Annotated in this window: 22 protein-coding genes and 2 tRNA genes; 10 read left to right on the top strand and 14 right to left on the bottom strand. The window is 33.9% G+C overall.

Going from position 1 to position 23,170, the window contains the following annotated elements; translation table 11 throughout:
- The first annotated feature begins 114 nt into the window (after positions 1–114).
- The 3 genes from QWY99_RS17175 to QWY99_RS17165 all read left to right on the top strand — a co-directional run bounded on the left by QWY99_RS17175 (position 115) and on the right by QWY99_RS17165 (position 778).
- A tRNA-Gly gene (locus QWY99_RS17175) sits at positions 115–187 on the top strand.
- A 14-nt stretch (positions 188–201) separates the two neighbouring features.
- Positions 202–287, top strand: a tRNA-Leu gene (locus tag QWY99_RS17170).
- Between the two features lie 143 nt (positions 288–430).
- Positions 431–778 carry a YegP family protein gene (locus tag QWY99_RS17165; protein ID WP_290266950.1) on the top strand — a complete coding sequence of 116 codons (348 nt, stop codon included), beginning with the start codon at positions 431–433 and terminating at the stop codon, positions 776–778.
- A gap of 147 nt (positions 779–925) precedes the next feature.
- Here the strand turns inward: QWY99_RS17165 and QWY99_RS17160 are convergent, their stop codons facing one another.
- Together QWY99_RS17160 and QWY99_RS17155 are read right to left on the bottom strand one after the other, a co-directional pair.
- Positions 926–1,150 (bottom strand): hypothetical protein, encoded by a 225-nt coding sequence (locus tag QWY99_RS17160; protein ID WP_290266949.1) that lies wholly within the window; start codon positions 1,148–1,150, stop codon positions 926–928.
- Between the two features lie 374 nt (positions 1,151–1,524).
- A complete protein-coding gene (locus tag QWY99_RS17155) occupies positions 1,525–2,751 on the bottom strand; it encodes a 3-deoxy-D-manno-octulosonic acid transferase (protein ID WP_290268248.1) in 1,227 nt (408 codons plus the stop codon).
- 166 nt (positions 2,752–2,917) lie between these two features.
- Between QWY99_RS17155 and QWY99_RS17150 the strand changes: the two genes are divergently transcribed.
- From QWY99_RS17150 to QWY99_RS17135, 4 genes are all read left to right on the top strand, one after another.
- The gene (locus tag QWY99_RS17150) at positions 2,918–4,048 is read left to right on the top strand and encodes a DegT/DnrJ/EryC1/StrS family aminotransferase (protein ID WP_290266948.1); all 1,131 of its coding nucleotides are present in this window, start codon (positions 2,918–2,920) and stop codon (positions 4,046–4,048) included.
- Between the two features lie 36 nt (positions 4,049–4,084).
- Complete coding sequence (gene galE, locus QWY99_RS17145) at positions 4,085–5,107, top strand: UDP-glucose 4-epimerase GalE (protein WP_290266947.1); 1,023 nt, start codon at positions 4,085–4,087, stop codon at positions 5,105–5,107.
- Positions 5,108–5,195: 88 nt separating this feature from the next.
- Positions 5,196–6,101: a DMT family transporter gene (locus tag QWY99_RS17140; protein ID WP_290266946.1), complete on the top strand. Its 906-nt coding sequence runs from the start codon at positions 5,196–5,198 to the stop codon at positions 6,099–6,101.
- 146 nt (positions 6,102–6,247) lie between these two features.
- Positions 6,248–7,441: a glycerophosphodiester phosphodiesterase gene (locus QWY99_RS17135; protein WP_290266945.1), complete on the top strand. Its 1,194-nt coding sequence runs from the start codon at positions 6,248–6,250 to the stop codon at positions 7,439–7,441.
- Positions 7,442–7,503: 62 nt separating this feature from the next.
- Here the strand turns inward: QWY99_RS17135 and QWY99_RS17130 are convergent, their stop codons facing one another.
- The 4 genes from QWY99_RS17130 to QWY99_RS17115 all read right to left on the bottom strand — a co-directional run bounded on the left by QWY99_RS17130 (position 7,504) and on the right by QWY99_RS17115 (position 9,922).
- Entirely contained in the window at positions 7,504–8,025 is a 522-nt protein-coding gene (locus QWY99_RS17130; RefSeq protein ID WP_290266944.1) for a hypothetical protein, read from the bottom strand.
- Positions 8,026–8,138: 113 nt separating this feature from the next.
- Complete coding sequence (locus tag QWY99_RS17125; RefSeq protein WP_290266943.1) at positions 8,139–8,465, bottom strand: LytR/AlgR family response regulator transcription factor; 327 nt, start codon at positions 8,463–8,465, stop codon at positions 8,139–8,141.
- A 144-nt stretch (positions 8,466–8,609) separates the two neighbouring features.
- Positions 8,610–9,485 carry an ACP S-malonyltransferase gene (gene fabD, locus QWY99_RS17120; RefSeq protein WP_290266942.1) on the bottom strand — a complete coding sequence of 292 codons (876 nt, stop codon included), beginning with the start codon at positions 9,483–9,485 and terminating at the stop codon, positions 8,610–8,612.
- A gap of 74 nt (positions 9,486–9,559) precedes the next feature.
- Positions 9,560–9,922: a DUF983 domain-containing protein gene (locus QWY99_RS17115; RefSeq protein WP_290266941.1), complete on the bottom strand. Its 363-nt coding sequence runs from the start codon at positions 9,920–9,922 to the stop codon at positions 9,560–9,562.
- A gap of 99 nt (positions 9,923–10,021) precedes the next feature.
- Between QWY99_RS17115 and QWY99_RS17110 the strand changes: the two genes are divergently transcribed.
- Entirely contained in the window at positions 10,022–10,885 is an 864-nt protein-coding gene (locus tag QWY99_RS17110; protein WP_290266940.1) for a helix-turn-helix domain-containing protein, read from the top strand.
- 423 nt (positions 10,886–11,308) lie between these two features.
- Here QWY99_RS17110 and QWY99_RS17105 read toward each other — a convergent pair whose 3' ends face one another.
- From QWY99_RS17105 to QWY99_RS17090, 4 genes are all read right to left on the bottom strand, one after another.
- The gene (locus tag QWY99_RS17105; protein WP_290266939.1) at positions 11,309–11,839 is read right to left on the bottom strand and encodes a YceI family protein; all 531 of its coding nucleotides are present in this window, start codon (positions 11,837–11,839) and stop codon (positions 11,309–11,311) included.
- 117 nt (positions 11,840–11,956) lie between these two features.
- The gene (locus QWY99_RS17100) at positions 11,957–12,187 is read right to left on the bottom strand and encodes a (4Fe-4S)-binding protein (protein ID WP_290266938.1); all 231 of its coding nucleotides are present in this window, start codon (positions 12,185–12,187) and stop codon (positions 11,957–11,959) included.
- Between the two features lie 156 nt (positions 12,188–12,343).
- The gene (locus QWY99_RS17095; RefSeq protein ID WP_290266937.1) at positions 12,344–13,060 is read right to left on the bottom strand and encodes a pirin family protein; all 717 of its coding nucleotides are present in this window, start codon (positions 13,058–13,060) and stop codon (positions 12,344–12,346) included.
- Between the two features lie 298 nt (positions 13,061–13,358).
- Positions 13,359–14,840: a helix-turn-helix domain-containing protein gene (locus tag QWY99_RS17090; protein ID WP_290268246.1), complete on the bottom strand. Its 1,482-nt coding sequence runs from the start codon at positions 14,838–14,840 to the stop codon at positions 13,359–13,361.
- A gap of 119 nt (positions 14,841–14,959) precedes the next feature.
- On the opposite strand from QWY99_RS17090, the gene aceB reads away from it, so the two are divergent.
- Entirely contained in the window at positions 14,960–16,561 is a 1,602-nt protein-coding gene (aceB, locus tag QWY99_RS17085) for a malate synthase A (protein ID WP_290266936.1), read from the top strand.
- Positions 16,562–16,787: 226 nt separating this feature from the next.
- The gene (aceA, locus tag QWY99_RS17080; RefSeq protein ID WP_290266935.1) at positions 16,788–18,068 is read left to right on the top strand and encodes an isocitrate lyase; all 1,281 of its coding nucleotides are present in this window, start codon (positions 16,788–16,790) and stop codon (positions 18,066–18,068) included.
- A gap of 256 nt (positions 18,069–18,324) precedes the next feature.
- On the opposite strand, the gene QWY99_RS17075 is transcribed toward aceA, so the two are convergent.
- From QWY99_RS17075 to QWY99_RS17060, 4 genes are all read right to left on the bottom strand, one after another.
- Positions 18,325–18,900 (bottom strand): Crp/Fnr family transcriptional regulator, encoded by a 576-nt coding sequence (locus QWY99_RS17075; RefSeq protein ID WP_290266934.1) that lies wholly within the window; start codon positions 18,898–18,900, stop codon positions 18,325–18,327.
- On the bottom strand, positions 18,900–19,217 hold the full coding sequence (locus QWY99_RS17070; protein WP_290266933.1) for a DUF6370 family protein: 318 nt from the start codon (positions 19,215–19,217) through the stop codon (positions 18,900–18,902). The genes QWY99_RS17075 and QWY99_RS17070 overlap by 1 nt, the downstream gene beginning before the upstream one ends.
- 3 nt (positions 19,218–19,220) lie before the next feature.
- Positions 19,221–20,381 carry a formate-dependent phosphoribosylglycinamide formyltransferase gene (purT, locus tag QWY99_RS17065; protein WP_290266932.1) on the bottom strand — a complete coding sequence of 387 codons (1,161 nt, stop codon included), beginning with the start codon at positions 20,379–20,381 and terminating at the stop codon, positions 19,221–19,223.
- A gap of 861 nt (positions 20,382–21,242) precedes the next feature.
- Positions 21,243–23,111, bottom strand: coding sequence for a peptidase U32 family protein (locus QWY99_RS17060; protein WP_290266931.1), 1,869 nt, complete (start codon positions 23,109–23,111; stop codon positions 21,243–21,245).
- Positions 23,112–23,170 lie beyond the last annotated feature (59 nt).

The following is a 23,170-nucleotide window of genomic DNA, read 5'->3' as shown; positions in this document are numbered from 1 at the left end:
AAATAAGTGAAATTTTTTTTCAAAAAACGCTTGTATAACTCAATAAATGTCTTAAATTTGCACTCGCAATACGGCACAATTCAAGTATTGTAGTTCTTAATTAGAATTTGAAAGGCGAAAATAGCTCAGTTGGTAGAGCGCGACCTTGCCAAGGTCGAGGTCGCGGGTTCGAGCCCCGTTTTTCGCTCAACACCACATAATGCTCGGATGGTGAAATTGGTAGACACGCTGGACTTAAAATCCAGTGAACAGCAATGTTCGTGCGGGTTCAAGTCCCGCTCTGAGTACAAGAAACCTCTTCTTTTTGAAGAGGTTTTTTTATTTTACAATAGTCTGTAGTCTGTAGTAAACTTATAATACTTGATTTCTGGCTTTAATAAATCTTAGTCGATTCTAGAATCGACAATCTAAAAAAAATCTAAAAATATAAATGGGAGCTTTTGTTATAAGTAAGAGGTTTAATGATGAGTATAAGTTTGTGTTTACTTCTAGAAAAGGGAAGGTCATCTTTACGAGTCTTAGTTATGAGCTTAAATTTGAGTGTGAAGAAGAGATTGAGAAATTTAAGGGTAGTATTGACTCGGCTAAATTTTTGAAGTTTAAATCGTCTGGGGGAAAGTTTTTTTTCAAGTTGGTTTTTAATGATAATCATTTTGCAACAAGTAGAAAGTATACGACAGAATTGCTTCTTCAAAAAGGAATAAAAGAAATTGTTACTTATGGTTCAAAAGCAGAGATTTTGGATTTCTCTGTAGATGATTTTGTTTTTGAGGACTAGTGGGAGGGTGGTTGAAAAAAAGAGAGCATTTTGATTTATCAAAATGCTCTCTTTTTTTTGTTTAAAATGTATTGCTGCGTTTTAATCCAATAAAAAAGCCATCACGCTAAGCGGATGGCTTTAAAAATTTTAGAATTTAAGTTCTAATTATTTTTTTGCAGCTTCAGTTGCAGTAGCAGCAGCTTCAGTAGCAACAGCAGCAGCAGAATCAACTACAACAGCAGCAGAATCAACTACAGCAGCAGCAGAATCAACAACAACAGCAGCAGAATCAACTACAGCAGCGTCGTCAGCAGGTGCAGCGTCAGCTTTTTTACAAGATACAACAGTTAAAACAGCAACAACAGCTAAACTTAAAAATACTTTTTTCATCTTACTTTATTATAAAAGGTTAATTATTAATTCGTGGCAAAGATATAAATTTTTTAATATGTAAAATATTTTTTTATTTTTTTTTTAAAATATTCTTCATTGCCTACGTTATATCTTATTAACAAATAACGTGCCAAAAACGTTAAATAGCTTTCTTAAGTGATAAATTGATATTTGATTTAATGTTTTTAGGACGAAATTGTTTGGTAACGCTAGTAGAATCAGTGCTTTCTGGTTTTTGATTAATTTTTTCACAATAAAAAAAGACTAGCCTTAGAGGTGTGATAATTAAATTTAAGAATTCATTTTTGATCTAAAACAAACAGAAAATTATGATTTGGATAACAGTTTTTAGGGAAAATTAGGGAGTCAGATTAAATTGCATTCATAATTGTATCTGTTGCGCCCTTTTTTTCTTGTACATAAGACTTACAAATCAAGCCTTTTTCGGCAAGGTAGCTTTGATTTGAAATAAGATTGTTAAAAGCGTTTTCTAACTCTGTTGCATTGGTGATAGAAATACAGCCTCCTAGTTGAACAAGTTCAATAGCTTCGGCAAAATGAGAGTAATTTGGGCCTATTACAATAGGAAGACCAAAAGTTGCTGGTTCAAGTATGTTGTGGACTCCAGGGTTTCCAAAACCACCGCCAACATACGCAATTGTTGCGTAGCTGTATATCTTGGTAAGTATTCCAACAGTGTCAATAATGAAAACATCATTGTCTGCTAAATTCTTTCCTTCTTTTTCAGAAAATAAGATTGTCTTTTTAGTGATAGAATTTTGTAACGCAGTAATTTGTTCTGGTTTGATGTTGTGAGGAGCGATAATGAATTTTACTTGTTCTTTTGTGGTGTTGATGTATTGAGTTAGTAGCGCTTCGTCCTTGGGCCATGAGCTTCCAATAACAATGGTAGGAGTGTTGTTCTTGAATTCAGAAATAAAATCTAATGTGTTGTTTCGTTCTAAAATTGCAACCACACGATCAAATCTAGTATCGCCTGAGATAATTACGTTTTTGTAGTCAATAGATTCAATTTTGTTTTTTGAGCTTTCGTTCTGAACGAAAAAATAAGTAAACGCGTCAAGTGCTTTTTTGTAAAAGCCTCCGTACCATTTAAAGAATATTTGATTGTCTCTGAATATTCCAGATACTAAATAGGTAGGAGTGTTGTTCTTTTTTAATTCATTAAGGTAGTTTGGCCAAAATTCATATTTAATAAAGAAGACCATCTCGGGATGTACCAACTTTAAAAATTGTTTTGCATTTTGTTTGGTGTCCAATGGTAAATAAAGAGTAACATCGGCAACAGTATTGTTTTTTCGTACTTCATAGCCAGAAGGAGAAAAAAAGGTAACGATGATTTTATGTGAAGGGTATTTTTCTTTTATTTTTTCAATTACAGGTAAACCTTGTTCGTACTCGCCTAGCGAAGCAGCGTGGAACCAAATCGTTTTGTCTGTGAGGTTTATCTTTTCTTGTAGGGTTGTGAAAACGCTTTTTCTGCCATCTACAAAAAGTTTGATTTTACGGCTAAAAAGCGCTACTATTTTTAATAAAAAACTTACAATAATAACGATTAGATTGTATAAGAAAAGCATAGTTGGATATTTGGGGCTAAAATACGTTTCTTTCAATTATTTTCATTGGTTTAAACTCATTAAATAACTATTTTTGTTGCTCGTTTTTGGAAGTATTATTTTGAAAGTCAATTAAAATTGAACTTTTTTTAATTCAAGGACGCAAACTTTAAATTAGAATATCACAATGAAAAAAATTCAAATGGTTGACTTAAAAAGTCAATATGATAAAATAAAAGTAGCAGTAAATGCTTCAATTCAAGAGGTTTTAGATACAAATACATATATCAATGGACCGTTGGTTCAGCAATTTCAAAAAAACTTAGAATCGTATTTAGGGGTAAAGCATGTTATTCCTTGCGCAAACGGTACTGATGCATTGCAAATAGCAATGATGGGATTGGACTTAAAACCTGGTGATGAGGTTATTACAGCCGATTTTACTTTTGCAGCTACAGTTGAGGTAATTGCTTTGTTGCAATTAACACCAGTTTTGGTAGATGTTGAAATGGATAGTATGAATATCTCTATTGAAGCTATTAAAAAAGCTATAACTCCAAAAACTAAAGCAATCGTTCCTGTACATTTATTTGGTCGTGCGGCTAATATGGATGCGATTATGGAGCTTGCTGCAGCACACAATTTATATGTAATCGAAGATAATGCGCAAGCAATTGGAGCTGATTATGTTTCTAAATCAGGTGCAAAAACTAAAGTAGGAGTTATGGGGCATGTAGCTGCAACTTCATTCTTTCCATCTAAAAACTTAGGTTGTTATGGAGATGGTGGAGCTATTTTTACCAATGATGATGCTTTGGCTCATATTATTCGTGGAATCGTAAATCACGGAATGTACGAACGTTACCATCATGATGTAGTGGGAGTAAATTCTCGTTTAGATAGTATTCAAGCAGGAGTTTTAAATGTGAAACTTCCATTGTTAAATGACTATAATAAAGCACGTCGTGAGGCAGCAACTAAGTATAATGTAGCATTAGCAGGGCATCCTAATATTATTACGCCTTCATTTAATGCTAGTGAAAACGATCACGTTTTTCATCAATATACATTGCGAATTATAAATGCAGATAGAAACGGATTATTGCAACACTTGCAGGATAAAGGAATCCCATGTGCGATTTACTATCCAATTCCGTTGCATTCACAAAAAGCTTATTTAGATGTTCGTTATAAAGAAGAATATTTCCCAGTAACCAATCAATTGGTGCAAGAAGTACTTTCATTACCAATGCATACAGAACTTGATGATGAGCAAATTAAATTTATTACCGATAGTGTAATCGAATTTTTGAAATAAACCAAATCAAATAAATAGCCAAAAAATAACCAAGAAATGAAAGTATTAGTAACAGGAGGATTAGGATTTATCGGATCGCATACCGTAGTCGAATTGCAAAATGAAGGCTTTGAAGTTGTGATAATCGATAACCTTTCTAATTCATCAGAAGATGTTTTAAAAGGAATCGTAGCCATTACAGGTAAAACTCCATTATTCGAAAAATTAGATTTAAGAGAAAAGGGGGCAGTACAAAATTTCTTTAAAAAATATGATGATGTTACTGGGGTAATTCATTTTGCGGCTTCAAAAGCGGTGGGCGAGAGTGTCGAAAATCCACTTTTGTATTACGAAAACAATATCAGTAGTTTGGTGTATCTTTTACAAGAACTACAACAAAAACCAGAAGCTAGTTTTATATTTAGCTCTTCTTGTACGGTTTACGGTCAAGCCGAAAAGATGCCAATTACAGAAGATGCTCCTGTGCAACAGCCAATGTCTCCATACGGGAATACCAAAAAAATAGGAGAAGAAATTATTAGAGATACTGCGAAAGCAACTAATATCAATGCTATTTTATTGCGCTATTTTAATCCAGTTGGGGCACATCCATCTACAGAAATAGGAGAATTACCAATTGGTGTTCCTCAAAATTTAGTTCCTTTTATTACGCAAACCGGAATCGGATTGCGTAAAGAGCTGTCTGTTTATGGAGATGATTATCCAACAGCAGATGGTACTTGTGTGCGGGATTATATTCATGTCGTCGATTTGGCAAAAGCGCATGTTGTGGCTCTGCAAAGATTATTGAATAAAAAGAATCTGGCCAAAGTGGAAACTTTTAATCTAGGGACAGGAAAGGGAAGTTCTGTTTTAGAGGTGATTTCTAGTTTTGAAAAAGTAAGTGATAAAAAACTACCATACAAAATTGTAGCACGTAGAGAAGGGGATATCACAGAAGCTTATGCAAATACAACAAAAGCTAATGATGTGCTGGGTTGGAAAGCGCAATCAACGCTAGATGAAGCGATGAAGAGTGCTTGGGAATGGGAACAAAAAATAAGAAGCAAGGTTTCTTAGTTTGAAATAGATACTATTTTAAAAGTCCCAAATTATATCATTATAATTTGGGACTTTTTTATTTAAGACATATACACAGCATTAGGCAATGAAACAAAATCCGGATTATAAATTATTTCTCTGTATGGCTACAGTAGGAATCGTATGGGGAACAACTTTTTTAGGGATTAGAATTGCGGTGGAAACTATTCCGCCTTGGTTTGTGACTTCTATCCGCCAAGGGTTGGCAGGATTAATATTATTGATTATTTTGTTATTCAAAAAAGAACTAAAATGGATTGGTTGGGAAAATTTTAAACACCAATTAATTCCGGCTTTATTGATGATTGTTGTTGCTAACGGATTTACTACTGTTGCGGAACAAACATTGCCAAGCGGATTGGCATCGATAATGAGTGCGTTATCACCTGTGCTTATTTTTATAGGGAGTGTTCTGTTTGGATTGCAAAAGCCAAGTTTAAAAGGGTTTATAGGTGTTGTAATTGGGTTTTCGGGTGTGGTGTTTATTTTTAAAGAGGGACTTGGTTCGTTTTTGGATTCTAATTATAAACACGGACTTGTATTTATGAGTTTAGCAATTTTAGGTTGGGCAACTGGAACAATTTACACAAAAACACACGCTCATAAATCGAATAATATTAAATTGAATTTATTTTATCAATTTACTATCGCTACTTTGGTTCAGCTTGTTTTGGCTTTTATTTTTTCACCAAGTCCAGATGTGAGTTCATGGAGCTCAAAAAGTATTTTTGCAGCTTTGTATCTTTCAATTTTTGGGTCAATACTTGCTTTTTTTGCGTACCATTATGCTTTAAAGCGAGTTACAGCAATTCAAGTTTCAATTTTATCATATATCAATACTATAATTGCGGTTTTTCTGGGTTGGTTGCTGTTGGATGAAGTTATTACTACCGACTTTATTATTGCAACAGCTTTGATCATTACTGGAGTCTTCATTATTAATTATAAGAAGAAAGATAAAAAGATTGCTTAAAAAGCAATTGTCTTTTTGACTAGAGCAGCATCTCAACTTATCATCTTTGATAAGTTGGGATTTTTTTTGAAATTATATAACTGATTTTTAATGTAGTACTAATGGTTTTTACAATAAAATTGAATTTATTTGTAAAAAGATAAATTATGATTTCTATTCAAGGTTTACGTGGTATTGTTTTTTTAGGAGGTGCTATTTTTTTATCTTGTGCTTCACATAATAAGCTACCAATGGAAAACGCAAAGTATCCCACTTTAACCGGAGCAAATCCTATTGTGATTGCTCATCGAGGCGCATCAGGTTATTTGCCAGAGCACACTATCGAAGGCTATACTAAAGCCATTGAAATGGGAGCTGATTTTATAGAACCCGATTTAGTAATGACAAAAGACGGACAGCTTGTAATACGCCATGAGCCAATGCTTTCTGGGACAACAAACGTGGCTGAAATACCTGCTTTTGCTTCCAAAAAAACTACTAAAAATTTGGATGGAGCTATGGTGACCGATTGGTTTGTTTCTGATTTTACTTTAGCAGAAATAAAGCAATTAAAAGCAAAACAGGCTTTTGCGGAGCGTTCACAAGAATATAATAATAAATATTCGATTCCTACATTTGCGGAAGTAATCGCTTTGGCAAAACAAAAATCGAAAGAATTAGGACGCGTTGTTGGAATTTATCCAGAAACAAAACATCCTTCTTTTCATGAAGCCTTACATTTAAAAATTACCGATAAGTTGTTGGAAATGTTGACTGCTGAAGGGTGGAGCAGTGTTGAGGCTCCAGTTTATATTCAGTCATTTGAAGTTTCTAATTTGCAATACATCAGGAGTAAATCAACAGTAAAAACGATTCAATTGTTAAGCTGTTTTGATGTGGCTATAAATGGTGATTTGATTTTTACAGTTCCTAAAGGCGAGGCAATTTCTGACGGACAACCGTACGATTGGTATTTAAAAGGAGATAGCAGAGATTATGGTTTTTTTAGAACGCAAGAAGGATTAGATTTTGTTAAAACATATGCAACAGGAATTGGTCCATGGAAGCCATTTATAATTTCGTATAAAGGAACAGATACGAATAAAGATGGAAAAGCAGATGATATAAACGGTGATGGGAAAGTAGATGATTCGGATAAAGAAGCGTTACTGCCTACAACGTTAATTGCAGATGCACATAAAAAAGGATTACAAGTGCATGCGTACACCTTTAGAAATGAGGCAAAACGATTGTTACGAAATTATAATAACAACCCAACCTTAGAATATAAGGCTTTTTATAAGTTAGGATTGGATGGGGTATTCTCAGATTTTACAGATACAGCCGTTAAGGCAAGATAATTAATTATGGAATCCCAAACTATTACATTATGGTTTGGGATTTTTGATTTTATAACTTATTATTAATGGGAGTCAAAAGTTTGAGGGATTTTTTGGTTTTCTCTTTCTTTATCAAATAGCCACGATATAATCCACCATCTTCCTTTGTTGTAATAAAGTTGGATGCTGTTAATGCCTCTTCGTTCAACAGGGCCATTTTTTACTAATCGAGTTTCATAAGTGCTCCAAACATGGGCAATATTACCAAATACGCGGACTTCTCGATTTATCTCATTTTCATAAAAAGCAGTTGTGGCAACCATAGAATCTGTTTCTTTATGAAAATCTTTAAGGGACATTGTGGTGTGTTGCGGTTGTCCCGCTTTTTTTTCTAAAGGAAAAGAATAAATTGCATTTGGATCATGAAGAGAAAGATCGCGTTCCCATTGTCTTTTTTCACCAGCTTCTCCCGAAACGGCTTCGTAAGTTGCTTTTATTAACCCGCTAATAGTGACTACGTCTTCTTTTAAAGGGTATTTTTGTGCATTCGAGATTTGTGTAGTCATAATAATAGTTAATGTGATTTTTAATATTACTTTAATCATTACTGAATTGTTTAATGTTCAGGCAAATGAAGGTAAAGTAGGAAACACAAAAAACTATTTTATACAGACGTGTGTAAAAATGATACAGATTGTTCCTTTTCTTATGTTGACGGTTACAACATGAATCTATCGAGTGTATTAATTAGGCACTCTTTGTAAGTTTTACCAATAGTTATTTTGTTTCCTTTAGCAATAATATGATTGTCTTCAATGCAATCAATATTGGTTAGGTTAACTATAGATGAATTGTGAACCCTCATAAATTCATCGGGTAATACTTCGATTAAATCTTTCAGCGATTTATAATAAGTATATTTTGTATTATCAACTGTTATTATTTGAACATAATTTCCTAAACCTTTGATAACAGCGATGGAGTCAAAGTGTAATTTGATAATCTTTTTATCTGCTTTTATAAAAGTGAAATTTTCATTTGGCATTTTAGAAATATAGATTTAATGATTATAAAATTGCACTAACAAGTGGTAAATTTAAATAAAAAAATCCTCACAAACAGTTGCTTGTGAGGATTCTATTTTGTTGACAATTTTTAGACTGATTTAAAATCGTAACTGTTACTTAAATTATGCATTTGCAGTAACGGCTTCTTTATCAATTTTTCCAATTAACCCAGCTAAAACTTTTCCTGGACCTACTTCAGTAAATAAAGTAGCGCCATCAGCAATCATTTGTTGTACAGATTGAGTCCATTTTACAGGAGCTGTAAGTTGAATGATTAAATTCTTTTTTATTTCATTTGCATCCGAAACTGCGCTTGCAGTTACGTTTTGATATACAGGACAGATCGGAGTAGAGAAAGTAGTTGCTTCGATAGCAGCTGCTAATTCTTCTCTTGCAGGTTCCATCATTGGTGAGTGAAATGCTCCTCCAACAGGTAATAATAAAGCACGTTTAGCACCAGCTGCTTTCATTGCTTCACAAGCTTTTTCAACTGCTGTTGTTTCACCAGAAATTACTAATTGTCCAGGACAGTTATAATTTGCAGCAACAACAATTCCATCAATCGAAGCACAAACTTCTTCAACTACATTATCTGCTAATCCTAAAACTGCAGCCATAGTAGATGGAGTGATTTCGCATGCTTTTTGCATTGCTAAGGCACGTTGAGAAACTAGTTTTAATCCGTCCTCAAAAGACAAAGTACCATTGGCAACCAAAGCAGAAAACTCTCCTAAAGAGTGACCCGCTACCATTTCTGGTTTAAAATCTTCTCCTAAAGTTTTAGCTAAAATAACCGAATGCAAGAATACTGCAGGTTGTGTTACTTTAGTTTCTTTTAGTTCTTCGGCAGTACCTTCGAACATGATATCTGTGATTCTAAAACCTAATATTTCGTTAGCTTTCTCAAATAATTCTTTGGCTAAAGCCGAATTCTCATATAAGTCTTTGCCCATTCCTGTAAATTGTGCGCCTTGACCTGGAAATACGTATGCTTTCATTTCTTTTAATTTAAAATTTAGTAATTCTAAAATTGAAAAATTAGTTTCAATTGAAAGGCAAAAATACTATTTTTTTAGCTTGAATAATTCTTAAACATGTAAATCCATAACAATCTCGAAAGTCGGATATTAAAAAAAGAAAAAGCAATGATTACCACGGCAATAATTGGGATAATTCTTAGGTCGAAATTTTTTTCAAAGAAAAATTGAGCAATGCAATACGTAGCAATACCTTGTGCAACGGTTAGCCCGTAACTCATATACATGGCGCCAAAAAAGAAGCCAGGTTCTTTCTCGAATTTAAAACCACATTCGCTACAATCCTTATTCATTTTTGGAAACTTGAAGGTAAAAAATATGTTTTTTTCATCAAGAACTTTTCCTTTGTGACAATTAGGACATTCATTTCTTAAAACATGAGTGATCATATATGACATAATTGATTCGTTTTTTATTATATACAAAGATACTTTGCTAGTTATTAATTCTGTTTTTATATCTTCGCTTGTTATAGCACGATAAAGACATTTACAGCCATGAAAAAGTACCCAATTTATAGCGTCACTAATTTTAGTTGTAACGATACGAGAAGTGATTTTTATGTAAATTCTTTTACGGAACATTTAAAAACACACAGTTTTGTCGAAAAACCACATCGCCATGATTCTTATTTAATGGTGTTTTTTACGGCTGGCTCAGGAATTCATGAAATTGATTTTGATCGATTTGATATAAAAGTGGGAAGTCTGTTTTTACTTCAGCCAGGACAAATTCACTTTTGGAGTTTGTCGCAAGATATAGAAGGGTTTGTGGTAATCTTTTCACAAGAAATATACAATCTGTATTTCGGTCAAAAAAAAATAAATGATTATGCTTTTTATAGCTCTATTAATAACAAACCACAAGTTTATTTTGATGTCAAGGCAACAAAAGGGATTACGCCATATTTTGAATTACTAATGCATGAAAGTAAGCAAAAGAATAAATATCAATTAGATAAGATGCTCAATCTGTTAGATTCTATCCATATTGAAATTGCAAGAAAATATGATGATTCTGAGATTCATGAAGTACATTCGTATAATCTAAAAATAAAGAAATTTGAAGAACTTCTGGAGTTGTATTTCAAGACAAACAAATCTCCTTCATTTTATGCGGAGCAATTGCATATTACCTTAAAACACCTGAATAGGATATGTAATGATATCTTGAAAAAAACAGCAACAGAAGTTATAGCAGATCGTGTTGTTTTGGAGATAAAAAGAATGCTGATTGATAAACAATTGGCAGTAAACGAAATTGCAGAAGAAGTGGGCTATGATGATTATTCTTACTTCTCTAGAGTTTTTAAAAAACACACGAACCTGTCTCCAACTGAGTTTCGAAATTTGAAAAAGTGATTTTTTAGTTTAAGCTAGTGTTAAAATCTTTCAACTTCGCTTAGGAAGACAATACTGAAACTGATTACTCAATAGAGGATAAAAGGTTCAGAGAAGGACAGGTTTAAAGGTATGTTGGCGAAAAAACTTTGCGATTCTGCGCCTTTACGAGAAATAGTCTCACTGACTAAGGAACAAAGGTTCAAAGTAGCAAAGGGGTAAAACTGAACACTGAGACTGTCCTTCTAATCCGCTCAGAAGGACAATTTGATTGTTGAGTGTGAGTACGATTTTTGTTGTGTTATATTGATTGTGAATGCATGTCAGGCTGAGCGGAGTCAAAGCCCTGTACTTTTCTGAAAATTGTATAGAAAAAACAAAACCCTATACTTCTTTCAAAGCATAGGGCTAACCAAATTAAAAACTAATTTTATGATAGGGTAATTATTGTTTTGCAAATTGTAATTCAATATTCAAACGAACATCATCGCTTACTAAAACACCACCAGCTTCAAGAGCTGAGTTCCAGTTTAATCCCCAGTCTTTACGGTTGATTTTTCCTGTAATGTTTAAACCAACTTTTGTATTTCCCCATGGATCAGTCATGATTCCGCTAAACTCTACTGGAAGTTTAACTTCTTTTTCAGTACCTCTAATGTTTAATTTACCAGTAAGCTCATAGTTTCCATCATCAACTTTTGTGAAAGAACTTGATTTGAAAGTCATTTTTGGATTGTTTTCAATATCAAAGAAATCAGCACTTCTTAAGTGATTGTCTCTGTCTGTATTTCCTGTATCAATCGATTTGATATCTGCAGAAAAATTAATAGATGCATTTTCGAAGTTATTCTCCTCGCTGGTAATTGTTGCTTCGTAGTCATTAAATTTACCTGAAACATTTGTAAACATCATGTGTTTAACTTTAAAACCAATTTCTGAGTGTGTAGGGTCAATTGACCATTTTGTAGTTGCCATAATTTTTTGTTTTTATTTAAATAATAATACTTTCGTTTTGATAGGACAAAGTTACTTCGGTGATAGATGAATCACACTTAACCTAGATTAAGAAATGAAAAAGAAATAAATTAAATTTTAGCTTTTTTGATTTATGTAAAAGGTTAAAGCCCCAGAAGGGCATTTTTTGACTGCCTCTATGATTTTTTCGGTACTTGAATTTTTGGCTTGTATCCATGGTTTTTCTTTGGGATGGAATACATCGGGATTGTTTTTTACGCAATTTGCAGAATGAATGCATTTTCCAGATTGCCATACTATGGTTACTTCGCCATTAGTATATTCTTTTATTAGGTCGTTTGGATTCATAATTGAAAGTTTTGCGGTTGATTTAAATCAATAGGTCTTATAAAGTTAATCTTTCTTTTGGTTTTTATGAAAGGTTATATAAGAAAAACGGAGTTAATGATTTGTTTTTTAAATCATTAACTCCGTTTTTGAAGCTTTTTTTATTGTGTATCTGAATTAATAATTCATCGGAACTTCCATTAAAAGAAATTCAGCATCAGTGTTTGCTTTAATACTTACAGTTTCAAAATCTGTAATTCCAATAGCGTCACGAGTGTTTAATTCTTGACCGTTTATGGTTACGTTTCCTTTTAAGATAAAAGCATACAAACCGTTTCCTTCTTTTTTAATTGAATATTCTGTTGCAGTTCCTGCATCAAAATTCCCCATATGAAACCATGCATCTTGATGAATCCAAACTCCGTCGTCATCTGGATTTGGTGACAGAACTTGTTGTAATTTATTATGTCTGTCTTCGGTATTCAAAGAGATTTGTTGGTAGCGAGGGGTAACATTACGTTTGTTTGGAAATAACCAAATTTGTAATAGTTTAGTTTGTTGGTCAGCATTTGGATTGAACTCGCTATGCTGAATTCCAGTTCCTGCGCTCATTACCTGAATATCTCCATGTTTGATGATTTCAGTATTCCCCATGCTATCTTTATGTGCTAAATCACCTTCAAGCGGAATGGTAATAATTTCCATATTATCGTGAGGATGTGTTCCAAAACCCATTCCTGCTGCGATTGTATCATCATTTAAAACACGAAGTGCTCCAAATTGTATGCGTTCTGAATCGTAATAAGCAGCAAAACTAAAGCTATGATAAGCATTTAGCCATCCGTGATTTGCATTTCCTCTTGTTTCTCCTTTGTGAATTACTATATTTTCCATGATTGTATGTATTAGTTGTTATTTGATAGGGCAAATTTACAACCAAAGTAGAGGGAAAGCACTTAACCTAGATTAAGATTTTTGAGTTGCAAAGGTTCAGAGGTTCAAAGAGACAAAGGAGCAAAGGTTCAGAGTTGCAGGGGAGTAAAGGTACAGAGAGGCATAGGTTCAAAGCAACCACAAACTTGTCATACCGAGGTACGAGGTATCACAATAGCAAGTTTGACAAGATTGACTACAAAGATTGTCTAATAATCTAACAATCTAAAAGTCTAACAATCTAATAATCTAAAAAAAACTAGCTGTATTTCGCAATATATTGTTGTACAACTAAATCGGTGTTTTCGTGTCGTTTTTTGCTTTCTAATTGTTTAGGAGGAGAGGCTCTTTCTAGGCAGTTTTTTACGGCACAAGTTTCACAAGTAACTCCGACGATTTGTTTTACGACTGGTTTAGTGTCTATGAATTTGAATTTCTTTTTCATAGTGGGAGTAATCAGTATTCCTACTGAAATACTTCGCATGCAATTTTCTACAAAAGGATCTTTAGTTGCCGATGAAAAAACTAAATATTCGTTTCCGCTATTTTCATAACTAGAAATCTGAGCGTCAAAAAAATGGGCTTTATTTTGTTTGATGGCTTCGTCGATGGTTTTAATAGATACCCAACGGCGGCAATAATGCTCGTTCATTTCATTGGCATGTGGTTCCTGCTGATTGGTGATATGAAGCTCTTTTTTTATTTGATAGGTACCCGATCCTATTTGGTGGGACATTCTCAAGAAGAATAAATTCTTTAAATGAAAATCTTTGGGTAAGAGATTCGTTAATCTTTGATAAAATGATTCAGGTGAGACATTAAACTTTTCGATTAATGCAACAAATTCTTCGGGCTTTGGATTCTCTTTGGTTAAAAAAAGATTGATATCATCAATTAGTAGCTTTCTTGGTAATAATAAAGCGCCAGCAAAATAGGAAGCATAGAAATTGTGCAAGACTTGATCGAAATTATCAAACTTTATCCAGCTGAATGTTAGTAGTCTGTCTGTTATTTCTAAGTAGTTGTATGCTATTTCTTTCGCTAATATAAAAGCCCTTTGTGGATCGTCTATTTCTTTAGAAAGTAATAATGTTTTACTTTTTGGAACGTAAATAGATCTCAAATCACCTAAAGCTTCTTGGTCTTTAAAAAGAAGTTCTTTAATCGTGTAGCCGTATTCTTCCTTTAGAATAGCACTCAATTCAAGTGTCGAAATTTGATTTTCAAGATTAATCTGAAATGATTTAGAGAATGCAATTACTTTATTTTCTAAATCTTCAAAGTAATTAATATGAGCTTCTTGGTACGAACGTAGCGATGCTAAGAAAAAACTCTCTCGGCTTAAATTATAATGCTGAGCAATTTCGATTATGGTACTGATAAAGGCATTGACTTTTGCGGGAGCATTGGCAATAATATCAATTAAATCATTTTCATGGATACCAAAAAGTTCTAATGGGATTTCTTTAAGAATTCCGGATTTTAAAATTTCACCAATAGGAGCTAAATTATTATCCAGCTTCAAAGAAACCATCTGATCGTAACTAACGTCGAGTTTTTCGCATAAAAGCAAAATCTTGTCCGTCTTAGGATATTTTTTTCCTTTTTCTATTTCGTTCAAATAAGATTTAGAAAGGTTCGTGAGTTTGGCTAAGCCAAATAACGAAAGGTTTTTTTGAGTGCGGACTTGCTTGAGTTTTAACCCAAAAATAAGCTTGATGTAATCTTTTTCGATATCCATAATATCAAATGTAGCCAATAAAAAAATAATCGCCAAAAAAATATTTTAAAGATTTAGCGAACGTTCGCTTGTTTTGTAAAAAACTTTTTTCTAATATTGTGGTGTAAAACATATTAGCTATGAAAAACCAATTAGAAACTACAGAGTCGGCAATGGAATTTTTAGCCGAAAAAAACAATTCTTATCCTACTATTTGGACAGATGAAGCTGTTGCATTTATCACAGAATTGCACTTGAAATTTGATTCACAACGAAAATTATTGTTGTTACAAAGAGAGCAACAACAAGTTTTATTTGATAAAGGTGTCTTGCCTACTTTTTCAACTGAAACAAAATTAGTCAGAGAAGATAATTGGACGGCTGGAGCAATTCCGAAAGATTTATTAGACAGAAGAGTGGAGATTACAGGGCCTGTTGATAGAAAAATGATTATCAACGCCTTAAATTCTGGAGCCAAAACTTTTATGGCCGATTTTGAAGATAGTACTTCACCAACATGGGACAATCTAATGAGCGGACAAGTCAACTTAATTGATGCGGTAAATAAAACGATCAGCTTAACAGATGAAGTAAAAAACAAGTCGTATCAGTTAAATGAAAATATAGCGACTTTAATTGTTCGTCCTAGAGGATTACATCTTACAGAAAAACATGTTTTGGTCGAAGGTCAAGTAGTTTCAGGGGCATTAGTAGATTTTGGTTTGTATGTTTTTCATAATCATAAAAAATTACTTGAAAACGGAACAGCTCCATATTTCTATATTCCAAAATTAGAGCATTATCTAGAAGCTCGTTGGTGGAATAACGTTATTGAGTTTACTCAAAATTATTTAAGAATTCCTCAAGGAACGATTAAAGTAACAGTGCTTGTAGAAACAATAACGGCGAGTTTTCAGTTGGATGAAATTATATTCGAACTAAAAGAGCATATCGTTGGATTGAATTGTGGTAGATGGGATTATATATTCTCTTACATAAAAAAATTCCACAAGCATGCATCGTTTTTGGTTCCAGACAGAGATCAGGTAAATATGACTTCACCTTTTATGAAAGCATATTCTAGTTTGGTAATTCAGCGATGTCATAAAAGAGGAATCCATGCAATTGGCGGAATGGCAGCCCAGATTCCGATTAAGAATAATGATGAAGCCAACGCAATTGCTTTTGCAAAAGTAAAAACGGATAAAGAACGCGAAGTAAATAATGGTCATGATGGAACATGGGTAGCGCATCCAGATTTGGTTTCGCTAGCAATAGAAGTATTTGATGGAGGAATGCCAACACCAAATCAGATTCATGTAGCAAGACCACATCTTACAATCACTGAACAAGATTTGCTTGAAGTGCCCATTGGAACAATCACAGAAGAAGGGGTTCGAAAAAACATCAATGTAGGTGTATTGTATTTGGCTTCGTGGTTAAATGGTCAAGGTGCCGCTGCAATACATAATTTAATGGAGGATGCAGCAACAGCAGAAATTTCGAGATCGCAATTGTGGCAATGGCTATATAATAAAGTGGTTTTGGATAATGGGAAACAGTTAAATCTGGCGTATTATCACGAATTGGCTTTAGATGAATTCAGTAAAATTAAAAAGGAATTGGGTGAAGAAAATTACGAAAAACGCTGGTTTCCTTTGGCTGAAAAAGTACTAGAAAGGTTGGTTGTAACGCTCGACTTTGAAAACTTTCTTACTATACCATGTTATAAATATTTATAAAACACCAGTAAGTTTTATAGTTGAAAAAAAATAAACACATAGAAACATAGATTTAGAATTTGAAATTAAGGAAGTCTTAAAAAATCATGATTTTCACACATAGCTCTATCTGTACTTAGGCAAGTGAAACGTCTTTATAACCATAAAGGGAAACTATGTCTCTATGTGTTAAAAATTAAATTCAAAAAACAAAAAATTGCTTACTAACAACCCAAATAACTATACGATGAAAACAACAGAAGACAGAATTCAGGAATTGATCAAGGATTGGTTAACAAATCCAAGATGGGCAGGAGTAGAAAGACCTTACACAGCAACCGAGGTGGTTACGTTACAAGGTTCTTATCAGATAGAACATTCTATTGCTCAAATGGGAGCCCAAAAATTATGGAGAAAACTTAAAAGTCAAGATTTTGTAGCAGGATTAGGAGCTTTAACGGGCAATCAGGCAATTCAAGAAGTAGATGCTGGTTTAGAAGCGATTTATCTTAGCGGATGGCAAGTCGCTGCTGATGCAAATTTGGCTGGAGAAATGTATCCTGATCAATCTCTTTATCCTGCTAATAGTGTACCTATGGTGGTTAAGAAAATAAATAATGCTTTATTGAGAGCCGATCAAATTCAGGTTGTTAATGGAGTAGAAGATAAAAAAGATTATTTAGTACCAATTGTTGCCGATGCCGAAGCAGGTTTTGGAGGAAATCTAAATGCTTTCGAACTAATGAAAGCAATGATTGAGGCTGGTGCTTCAGGAGTTCATTTTGAAGATCAATTAAGTTCAGCTAAAAAGTGTGGCCACTTAGGAGGAAAGGTTTTGGTGCCAACGCAAGAAGCTATTAATAAATTGGTAGCTGCAAGATTAGCAGCAGATGTTATGGGAACTCCAACGCTTATTGTAGCAAGAACAGATGCTGATGCAGCTAATTTGCTTACAAGTGATGTTGACCCGAGAGATGCTCAGTTTATTACTGGCGAAAAAACGAATGAAGGTTTCTTTTATGTAAATAGTGGAATCGATCAAGGAATTGCACGAGGATTAAGCTACGCTCCTTATGCCGATTTGATTTGGATGGAAACAAGTAATCCAGATTTGGTTTATGCTAAAAAGTTTGCCGATGCCATGCGTGAGCAATTTCCAGATAAGATGTTGGCGTATAATTGTTCTCCTTCATTTAATTGGGCAGCTAAACTATCAGTTAGAGAGATGGAAACATTTAGAGAAGATTTAGCAGCAATGGGATATAAATTCCAATTTATTACTTTGGCTGGTTTTCATGCTCTGAATACAAGTATGTTCGAATTATCTAAAGCATATAGAGAAAGAGGAATGGCTGGATATTCTGAATTACAGGAAAGAGAATTTGCATTGCAAAGTAGCGGTTTCCGAGCAGTAAAACATCAAGGGTTTGTTGGAACTTCTTATTTTGATGCAGTTCAGAATACAGTAACGATTGGAAAATCGACCACAACGGCAATGGAGCATTCTACCGAAGTAGAGCAATTTTAATTCATAAAAAAAACACGGTTCGATCATGAACCGTGTTTTTGCTTTTTAGCCACAGATTGCACAGATTGAAATGATTTTTTCGACAAGAATTTCACGAATTAATTTGACTCAAAAGAGATATAAAAATTAGGGAGAACTTTTTTAATCCTTCTAATCTGTGGCATTTTTATTTATTTTCACCATTAAGAAGTCAAGATAATTTAGGTTTAAAACTTAATGAGGTTTAATTTCTTAATGGTGATTTTTTTAAAATAATTTATTTCTTCAAAAGACGTGCCTTCATCTTACTGAAGAACTCAGGTGTGACTCCGATAAATGAAGCAATCTGTTTTTGAGGTACTTTTTGAATAAGCGTTGGGTATTTGGCACAGAATTTTTCAAAGCGTTCTTCCGCAGACAAACTCAAATTATCCATTAATCGTTGTTGATTAGCAACTAATGAATTTTCAATTAAGATTCTGAAATAACGTTCTAATTTTGGAATATCAAGATATAATTGTTCTTGATTTTCTTTAGATATTGAAACTACTTCAGCGTCTTCTATGACTTCTATGAAAAGTTGTCCGGGTTTTTGTGAAAAATAACTGTACATATCACTCATCCACCAGCCTGAGCAGGAAAAAGCTAGAACATGCTCCACAATATTATCGTTTATGTTGAAGCTTCTCAAAATCCCAGAATTTACAAAATATGATTCTTTACAAACATCTCCTGCATTTAGAATGATTGTTTTTGCTTTGTAAAAATGAGTTTCTGTTTTAGATAAAAAATGTGCCTCTTCTTCTGGTGTTAAGGAAATATGTTTGGCAATGTTTTCAAGAATTAAAGCCATTATTTTTCTTTTACCAATGTAAACGTAGTTACTTTATATCTGTTATTTTCTATTTTTCCAGTAACTGAAGCTTTGCGGATAGCATTGCAAAAACCATCTTTTGCATGAGCATCTCCATGTTCGTCAATTTTGGTTCCGTCTACAAAATAAGATTTCCCATCAATACGGACAGCTAAGTCGCAACCTTTACCTTCCATTCCGAATTGGCATTCACCGCAAGCAGCTTCTACAATTTGAGGTTTTTCAGTTGTTTTTTTATCTTGAGCATTGATTGCAATACTTAAAAATAGGAATAATGCAGTTGTGATTTTTTTCATTTTTTATGAATTAACGGTTATTAATTGTGCGGTTTTTTTGGCTCTTTCTACTACTTCTTCTATCGGGGTTTCTAAAATGTCATTTGATAAAACAACTCCCATGCGACGATAGGGTCTTGAAGTTGGTTTTCCAAAGATACGGAAGTCTGTTTTAGGTAATGCAGCTACTTTTTCTATTCCTGTATAGGTCGGATTATCGGAATCTTTAGAAGCTAAAATTACTGCGCTTGCACCAGCTTTCTCTAATGTGATTTCAAAAATAGGCAAGCTTAGAATAGTTCTTAAATGAAGTTCGAATTCATTGAAGTTTTGTGTTCCTGCTAAAGTTACCATTCCTGTATCATGTGGACGAGGGGAAAGTTCAGAGAAATAAACACCTTCGTCAGTCAGGAAGAATTCTACTCCAAAAAGACCTGCTCCACCTAAAGCTTCGGTTATTTTTTCGGCCATGTCTTGGGCTTCGTACAAATCTTTGTCTGAAATTCTAGCAGGTTGCCAGCTTTCTTGGTAATCTCCACGTTCTTGGCGGTGACCAATTGGAGCACAAAAAAGTGTTGGATTGTTGTTTTGTGTAATCGTTAGAAGCGTAATCTCAGAATTGAAATTTACAAATGCTTCAACGATAACTTCTATAACATCGCCACGAGAACCTGCAACGGCATATTCCCAAGCTTTTTGTATATCTTCTTGGTTTTTTATGGTTGATTGTCCTTTTCCAGAAGAAGACATTAGTGGTTTTACTACACAAGGCATTCCGACTTCCTGAACGGCTTTTTGTAATTCCTCGGCTGAGGTTGCGTATTGGTATTTGGCGGTTTTAAGTCCGAGTTCTTTAGCAGCCAAATCACGAATTGCTTTACGATTCATGGTGAAGTTTGCCGCTTTCGCAGAAGGTACAACTGTGATGCCTTGTTTTTCATAATCATAAAAACGTTCGGTGCGAATGGCTTCTATTTCGGGGACTATAAAATCGGGTTTGTGTTTGGCTACAATGCGATCAAGGGCCTCGCCATCGAGCATATTAATGACTTCAAAGCCATGAGCAACTTGCATTGCTGGAGCATTTTCGTAATTATCAACAGCAATGATCGTTTGACCAATTCGTTGTGCGGCAATGGTAAACTCTTTGCCTAATTCACCTGAACCTAGAAGTAGTATTTTCATTTTAGTGTGTTGTATGAATGGAGTAGTAAAAGTAAAGAAAAAGGATTTTAGTCGCAAAGTTCACAAAGTTTTTGTTTTGAGTAGAGAAAAAGGAATTTAATCGCAAAGTTCGCAAAGGTCTGCGCAAGGTTCGCAAAGTTCTTGTTTTGAGTAGAGAAAAGGATTTTAATCGCAAAGTACGCAAAGTTCTTGTTTAGGCTAAGAAAAAAATGTACACAAAGCTTTGCGAACCTTGCGAAAACCTTAGCGAACTTTGCGGTAAAAATAATATGTGTGTTAAAAAATATCCTAGGTAGTCAACAATTATTAATGAAAATGGTTTTCTTCAATTATTAATGGAGTGGGAAGTTTTTCTTTAAAAAATAATCGCAAAGTTCTTGTTTTGAGTAGAGAAAGGAATTAATCGCAAAGTTCGCTAAGGTTTTCGCAAGGTTCGCAAAGTTCTTGTTTTGAGTAGAGAATGGAATTAATCGCAAGGTACGCAAAGGTCTGCGCTAAGTACGCTAAGCTTTGTCGATTTCTTGAAATAAAAAAGGTTCTTAAAGATTTAAAAATATGTCTTTGCGAACCTTGCGAGAATCTTTGCGAACTTTGCGGTAAAAAATATCTTAGGCAGTCAATTATTAATGGAATAGGAATTTTTCTTTAAAAAATAATCGCAAAGTTTTCGTTTTGAGTAGAGAAAAGGATTTTAACCGCAAGGTACGCAAAGGTCTGCGCTAAGTACGCTAAGCTTTGTCGATTTCTAGAAATAAAAAGGTTCGCATAGCTTGGAAACTTTGCGAACCTTTTGCGAAAATCTTAGCGGACTTTGCGGTAAAAAAACCTTTGCGATAAAATATCCTAGGCAGTTAAATATTATTAATGAAACTGATCTTCTTCTATTTCAAATTCGGCATCTTTCTCCCAAATTTCCATTTCGCAAGGCTTGCAATTGAACTTTAGTTTGTATTCTAGTTCGCCTTGTTTTAATACTAATGGTTCTTTTACTTTAACGCCCATTATATCTTTTTGGTGGATTGGGCATTTTTTTAATTCGTATTTAATGCAATATTTGGTTGTCATTACACGAGATTTTCCTGGATCCCATTGTAATTCAAATGCTTTTTCGATTTCGGTTACCCCATGACGTTCGTAAAATTTACGAGCCGTTTTGTTTGAAACGTTGTACATAAAGTCCAATTTGGTTTCAGGGTAAGGATGTGACGTTTTTTCTATTTGATGCTCTTCGCGTTTGTAATTGGCTAAACGTATTTCTGATAATTGCTCAAAAACATTTCTTCGCATTTCGTTTACTTTAGAAATAGGAAGGAACCAGTTTTGAGAGAACATTACATTAATTTCATCGGCGCTATAAGGAGTAAATCCTGTTTTTGCCAATTGAGCTTTGATGTTGTCTTCAATCGATTCGTTGTTTTTTGTTTGTTCTTTAGAATGAGCTAGTTTTACGATACTTACGTTTTGATCTTCATCGGTAGCGATTAATTCAAAACCTTCTTCATTTTCAGTAAGTAGTAAAGTAGTTCCGATTTTACGAACAGCACTATCTTCTCTTTCTACAATTTTGATGAATGCAATATCATTGTTACGATAAATGAAAGTTCCCTCTTTTATTTCTTTTAGAACATTTGGATATGCTTTTCCATTTTCGACTTTATTTACATAAATTCCATCGGCTTCATTATTTTCGTTGATAAAACAAAGTCCATCACCGTTGTTTAGTAATTCGCCATTTTCAATTTCGTAGGCGTTACCAACGGTTTTGATAAGTTTACCAATATATTGTCCTTTTGATTTTGGGCTTTCCCAAGAACCAATAGAGCTGTGTCTTTCGTTTACGAAATAATCGGTATAGCCACGATTAAAGGTTCTGTTTAGAGTAGAGTCAAAAGTGAATGTGCATTTTCCAGAAGAAGCTTTGATGTATTTGTCACTTCCTTCTAAATAACTGTCTAATTTCTGACGCAGGTAAGACACATTGTTCTTAACATAAGCAACATCTTTTAAACGCCCTTCTATTTTAAAAGAAATAACTCCAGCCTCAATAAGGTTTGGAATTTGATCAGAAACATCTAAATCTTTAATAGAAAGTAAGTGGCTATTCTTGATTAAAGTGTCTCCATTTCCGTCGATTAGGTTATAAGGTAAACGACAGTTTTGAGCACAAGAGCCACGGTTTGCACTACGTTCTCCGTTAGCAACACTCATATAACAGTTTCCGCTAAAGGAAACGCATAAAGCACCAGTAACGAAAAACTCTAGTTCAACATCTGCTTTGTCATAGATATCTTTAATTTGATGCAGATTTAGTTCACGTGCTAAAACCACACGTTTTATCCCAGCATCTTTAAGGAATTTAATTTTATCAGCATCACGATTATTGGCTTGTGTGCTGGCATGAAGTACGATAGGAGGAAGTTCCATTTCCATGATCGCCATATCTTGAATAATCAATGCATCGACACCGATATCATATAATTTCCAAATCATCTGACGACAGGTTTCAAGTTCATTGTCGTACAAAATAGTATTCATAACCACGAAAACCTGAGCATTAAATAAGTGCGCATATTTTACTAATGCGGCAACATCTTCAATTGAATTGTTTGCGTTAGAACGTGCTCCAAATTGAGGTGCTCCAATATAAACAGCATCGGCACCACTATTTATAGCTGCCATTCCGCCAATTAAATCTCTGGCTGGAGCTAATATTTCAACTTTCTTCTTCATTTTTAAAACTTTAGGCTTTTGTGGGATTCACTTAAAAAAGCTTGCAAAGGTCTTATAAA

The organism is Flavobacterium branchiarum (assembly GCF_030409845.1).
GTDB classification, from domain to species: domain Bacteria; phylum Bacteroidota; class Bacteroidia; order Flavobacteriales; family Flavobacteriaceae; genus Flavobacterium; species Flavobacterium branchiarum.
The sequence above is the reverse complement of the archived record's forward strand: the minus strand, read 5'-3'. Positions and strand labels throughout refer to the sequence as shown.

Excerpts from the sequence above, each read along its gene's own strand:
- QWY99_RS17165 (WP_290266950.1), top strand. The coding sequence starts at position 431 with ATGGGAGCTTTTGTTATAAGTAAGAGGTTTAATGATGAGTATAAGTTT.
- QWY99_RS17160 (WP_290266949.1), bottom strand. The coding sequence starts at position 1,150 with ATGAAAAAAGTATTTTTAAGTTTAGCTGTTGTTGCTGTTTTAACTGTT.
- QWY99_RS17155 (WP_290268248.1), bottom strand. The coding sequence starts at position 2,751 with ATGCTTTTCTTATACAATCTAATCGTTATTATTGTAAGTTTTTTATTA.
- QWY99_RS17150 (WP_290266948.1), top strand. The coding sequence starts at position 2,918 with ATGAAAAAAATTCAAATGGTTGACTTAAAAAGTCAATATGATAAAATA.
- galE (WP_290266947.1), top strand. The coding sequence starts at position 4,085 with ATGAAAGTATTAGTAACAGGAGGATTAGGATTTATCGGATCGCATACC.
- QWY99_RS17140 (WP_290266946.1), top strand. The coding sequence starts at position 5,196 with ATGAAACAAAATCCGGATTATAAATTATTTCTCTGTATGGCTACAGTA.
- QWY99_RS17135 (WP_290266945.1), top strand. The coding sequence starts at position 6,248 with ATGATTTCTATTCAAGGTTTACGTGGTATTGTTTTTTTAGGAGGTGCT.
- QWY99_RS17130 (WP_290266944.1), bottom strand. The coding sequence starts at position 8,025 with ATGATTAAAGTAATATTAAAAATCACATTAACTATTATTATGACTACA.
- QWY99_RS17125 (WP_290266943.1), bottom strand. The coding sequence starts at position 8,465 with ATGCCAAATGAAAATTTCACTTTTATAAAAGCAGATAAAAAGATTATC.
- fabD (WP_290266942.1), bottom strand. The coding sequence starts at position 9,485 with ATGAAAGCATACGTATTTCCAGGTCAAGGCGCACAATTTACAGGAATG.
- QWY99_RS17115 (WP_290266941.1), bottom strand. The coding sequence starts at position 9,922 with ATGTCATATATGATCACTCATGTTTTAAGAAATGAATGTCCTAATTGT.
- QWY99_RS17110 (WP_290266940.1), top strand. The coding sequence starts at position 10,022 with ATGAAAAAGTACCCAATTTATAGCGTCACTAATTTTAGTTGTAACGAT.
- QWY99_RS17105 (WP_290266939.1), bottom strand. The coding sequence starts at position 11,839 with ATGGCAACTACAAAATGGTCAATTGACCCTACACACTCAGAAATTGGT.
- QWY99_RS17100 (WP_290266938.1), bottom strand. The coding sequence starts at position 12,187 with ATGAATCCAAACGACCTAATAAAAGAATATACTAATGGCGAAGTAACC.
- QWY99_RS17095 (WP_290266937.1), bottom strand. The coding sequence starts at position 13,060 with ATGGAAAATATAGTAATTCACAAAGGAGAAACAAGAGGAAATGCAAAT.
- QWY99_RS17090 (WP_290268246.1), bottom strand. The coding sequence starts at position 14,840 with ATGGATATCGAAAAAGATTACATCAAGCTTATTTTTGGGTTAAAACTC.
- aceB (WP_290266936.1), top strand. The coding sequence starts at position 14,960 with ATGAAAAACCAATTAGAAACTACAGAGTCGGCAATGGAATTTTTAGCC.
- aceA (WP_290266935.1), top strand. The coding sequence starts at position 16,788 with ATGAAAACAACAGAAGACAGAATTCAGGAATTGATCAAGGATTGGTTA.
- QWY99_RS17075 (WP_290266934.1), bottom strand. The coding sequence starts at position 18,900 with ATGGCTTTAATTCTTGAAAACATTGCCAAACATATTTCCTTAACACCA.
- QWY99_RS17070 (WP_290266933.1), bottom strand. The coding sequence starts at position 19,217 with ATGAAAAAAATCACAACTGCATTATTCCTATTTTTAAGTATTGCAATC.
- purT (WP_290266932.1), bottom strand. The coding sequence starts at position 20,381 with ATGAAAATACTACTTCTAGGTTCAGGTGAATTAGGCAAAGAGTTTACC.
- QWY99_RS17060 (WP_290266931.1), bottom strand. The coding sequence starts at position 23,111 with ATGAAGAAGAAAGTTGAAATATTAGCTCCAGCCAGAGATTTAATTGGC.